Annotated in this window: 4 protein-coding genes; all 4 read right to left on the reverse strand. The window is 70.6% G+C overall.

All coding sequences use genetic code 11. From position 1 onward, the window contains the following. Positions 1 to 808: SDR family oxidoreductase (locus ON38_RS03150; RefSeq protein ID WP_051164312.1), on the reverse strand; the 808-nt coding region annotated here is incomplete at its 3' end. Between the two features lie 114 nt (positions 809 to 922). Next, on the reverse strand, positions 923 to 1,858 hold the full coding sequence (locus ON38_RS03155; RefSeq protein WP_039822205.1) for an aldose 1-epimerase family protein: 936 nt from the start codon (positions 1,856 to 1,858) through the stop codon (positions 923 to 925). 117 nt (positions 1,859 to 1,975) lie between these two features. Further along, positions 1,976 to 2,263 (reverse strand): DUF1330 domain-containing protein, encoded by a 288-nt coding sequence (locus ON38_RS03160; RefSeq protein WP_039822207.1) that lies wholly within the window; start codon positions 2,261 to 2,263, stop codon positions 1,976 to 1,978. 116 nt (positions 2,264 to 2,379) lie between these two features. Next, positions 2,380 to 3,390 (reverse strand): adenylate/guanylate cyclase domain-containing protein, encoded by a 1,011-nt coding sequence (locus ON38_RS03165; protein ID WP_039822209.1) that lies wholly within the window; start codon positions 3,388 to 3,390, stop codon positions 2,380 to 2,382. Positions 3,391 to 3,662: the final 272 nt, after the last annotated feature.

Consider the following 3,662-nt stretch of genomic DNA (forward strand, 5'->3'; position numbering starts at 1 on the left):
GCCCGGTGAACCGCCGCACCGCCGACGACGGCGCGACCGGCGCCTGCCGGGCGTACTCGAACGACCGGAGCAGCCCGTCGACCGCCCGGGCCGGAAGGCCGGCGCCCACCAGACGGCCCCGTACCGTCTCCGGAGGTAGGTCGTCGAACGCGATATCGGTGTCCAGGGCATCGGCGATTGTCGTGACCATCTCCCGGGGTGTCAGCAACTCCGGGCCGGTCACGAGGTGTTCCCCGGCGGCCGCGGTGGGTTCCATCAGCAGGGCGCCGGTGATCACCGCCGCGACATCACGGTCGTCGATCGGCGTCACGGCCACATCGGCATACGGCGCCGACGCGGTCCGGGCCTGCTGGATTCCCGCGGACCACCAATGCGCGGTATTCGACATGAAAAGCACGGACCGCAGAATCGTGACCGCACCGTCGAACCGCGCGAGCCCATCCTCCAGCGGGCGGTATCCGGCCCCGATCGGGCTCTCGGGATCCGCGGCGGACGCGGACGACAGCAGCACCAGATGGCCGACCCCGTGCTTGCGGGCCGCGGTGACCAGTTCCGTGAGCCGGGCACCGGCGTCGGCCGTGGGATCACCGGCACCCAGTGCGGTGACATTGATCAGGACGGCCCGCACACCGTCCAGCAGATCAGCGAAAGGTGCCCGCGCCGAGACGAATTCGATACCTTCGGCCGCGTGCGCCGCGGTCGCTTGCCGGGTGACCGCGCGGACGGCGGCTCCCCCGTTCCGCAGCCCCGCGACGATCCGTTGCCCGACCGGACCCGTAGCACCCGTGACAACGATCGCCGACCCCATCACATCTCCCGGATGTACGCGCGACAGGCGGCCGCGGCGATCCGAGCCTCACGAGCTGCCATGCGCTTCAGCGTAACCGGAAGTCCGGGTCCGGATCTGTTCGGCGACCCCGATTCAACGCTTCCCGTCCGCACCGGGCGTGTAGCGGATACGCCACCCGCCCTCCCAGCGTTCACCGGGTTCGAGGTGCCGCAATCCGTCCCCCGAGTTCAGCGCGTTCGGCGGGGCGGTCATGGGTTCCAGCGCGACCGCGAGACCCCGTCCCCGTGGGCGCGGGAACTCCCGCGGGGTGAAAACCTGCAGGTATTCCCATCCGGCGTCCTGGACGAGTTCGACCGTCGCGCCGTCCGGCGCCGTGAGCCGGGCCGCCGTCGCGGGTGTCACCCCGCCGAAGGGGGTGTCCAGGTCCAACTCCGACAGCGGAACCCCGGCCCGCAAGTCGTAGCGGGTGCCCTCGACCGGGTGTTCGGCCACCGGATTCATGCGGGCGTCGACCTCGAAATAGCTGGTGGCCGAGACCGACAGCACCAGGTCTTCCACCGGCGTCTCCCCTACCCGCAGGTACGGGTGCGCGCCGACGGCGTACGGCGCCGGCCGGTCTCCGTGGTTCACCACGCCGTGGGTCACGGTGAGTCCGTCGGGGCGTAGTCGGTAGCGCACCCAGGTGTCGAGCAGGAAGGGCCAGCCGTGCTGGGGCGGTATGAGCGCGCCCAGGGTCACTGCGGCGGCCGACTGTTCCCGCACCTCGTAGACGGTGTTGCGCAGCAACCCGTGGATCGCGTTCGAACGCGCCGGTTCGGTGATGTCGAGCTGCTGGGGCAGGCCGTCGAGAATCCAGATACCGTCGCGAACCCGATTGGGCCAGGGCGCCAGGACGATTCCGGCGCCCATCGGCGGCGTGGCCGTGGCCGGAATCGGTTCGGCGACCGCGACCCCGCCCACGGTCAGCTCGCGCAGGACAGCGGCCACGGTGCCGATCTCGGCGCGTACGCCGGAGAGTTCCAGCCCGATCGAGCGGCCGGTCGGTGTGATGCGCTCGGAGTTGGTCACCTGGCCAGCCTAGAGACCCGGCCCGGCCCCGGGGCCGCACGCGCGGACCGAGTCGCGCGCCCGGCGACCGGTCACTGCCGCGGGCGCTGCGCGGACCGTACGCGAGCGGCGCGGCGGTTACAGCCCGTTGACGATCACCGCGTTGCAGTCCGCGGCCGCCTGGCGCAACGGGATCGCCGCCTGGTATTCCTCGGACTCGTACCAGGCGCGCGCGGCTTCGGGTGACTCGAATTCCAGCACCACCGTCTGGGTGGCCGGCCATTCGCCCTCGAGGACCTCGAACTTGGTGTCGACCGCCAGGACCTTCACACCGGAAGCCATTGCCTTGCCGGCCGCTTTTCCGTATTCGGCCATCCCCGCGGGGTCCTTGATCAGCTCGGTCACGATGACATAGCCCTTGGCCATCCCGGTCTCCTTCTCACGCGTGAGCCGCGTTCGGCTCCCTCGAAGACCCTACCCAAACCGGGATTTACATTGTCGAAAATCTCATATGCTGAAACAGAGAACGCGTATACGGTCCGTTACGACGCGGTCCGGCCGTTGCGCCGCAGCAGGTGGGGCCGCAGCCGGTTGAAACCCCGCACGCGCACACTGCGCAGGTGTTTGATGCTCACCTCGGGCTCACCCTCCAGCGCCGCCGCGGCGCCATCATCCACCAGGATCGTGCCCGGCCGGGCGACACCGGTGAGCCGGGCGGCGATATTCACCACCGAGCCGTACAGGTCGCCGAAACGCTGCAGCACCGGCCCGTAGGCCAGCGCGATCCGCAACTCCGGCGTGGTGCCGACCGTCATGGTGGATTCCTGTAGCGCCAGTGCGATCCGGGCCGCGGCCAGCGGCGATTCGGCCGCGAACATGACTTCGTCGCCGACATTCTTGATGACCCAGCCGCCGTTCTCGGCGATGGCGTCGTTGGTGGTGGATTCGAACGCCTCGAGCAGCATGGACAGTTCGTCGGGATGCAGATGCCGGGTGAGCCGGGTGTAGCCGACCATATCCGCGAACCCGACGGCCAGTACCCGGGTCGAATCGGCGGGCGGACCGGTGTCCTCCAGATTTCGCGAGAGCGCCGCGTCGAGGTGGCGCCGCCAGGCATAGGAGAGCAGGCTCTCCAGCAACTCCACCGTTTCCGCGGTGGCGGTGCGGGTGATCTCTTCCCGGTCGCCGTCGGTTCCGGCTGCGGCGACGCGTCGATCGATCTCGGCCAACACCAGGTCGACCTGCCATTCCGCCAGTCGCGCCATGGTCTGCCCGATGGTGCGGGCCGTCGCGGCCTGCTGCCGGGTATCGGCACCCGCCAGCGTGCCCACTTCCCGGAACCGCTGGATGGCCGCGATATCGGCGTCGGTGTAGTCGCGCGCGCTGTCGTCTTCACTGGCCGGGAACCCGAGCGAGACCCACAGCCGCCGCGCGAGCTCCGGTGTCACCTCGGCTCTTTCGGCGACCTCGTTGCGGTTGTAGCGCCGGCGGCCGGCGAGCAGGCTCGCCTCGGCCGCCGACCGCACCAATTCGGCCCTCTCCTGCGACACCATGGCGAAACCTTACGACGCCACGGCGCCCCACCGGCCGGTCCGGGTGAATCGCCCGGTGATCTGCGTCATGTCCGGGCCGTGCCGGCCCCGGATTCACGGCCGGGGCGGGGCGGGCACCGGTGTCGATGTGCCCGGACGGCCGGTACCCGGATGCGGCACCACGGGCTGCGTGGTGGGCGGGACCGCGGCGGGAGCCGCCGCCCGGGGTGCGGCCTCGGCAGGACGCGCGGTGGGGTCGGGCGCCGGTACCGGCACCTCGGCGGAAGGAGCCA

The sequence above is a fragment of the Nocardia testacea NBRC 100365 genome (genome assembly GCF_000308775.1).
Taxonomy (GTDB): Bacteria; Actinomycetota; Actinomycetes; order Mycobacteriales; family Mycobacteriaceae; genus Nocardia; species Nocardia testacea.

What these genes read in the sequence shown, in the direction of transcription:
- ON38_RS03160 (WP_039822207.1), bottom strand. Translation starts at nt 2,263, where the DNA reads ATGGCCAAGGGCTATGTCATCGTGACCGAGCTGATCAAGGACCCCGCG.
- ON38_RS03165 (WP_039822209.1), bottom strand. Translation starts at nt 3,390, where the DNA reads ATGGTGTCGCAGGAGAGGGCCGAATTGGTGCGGTCGGCGGCCGAGGCG.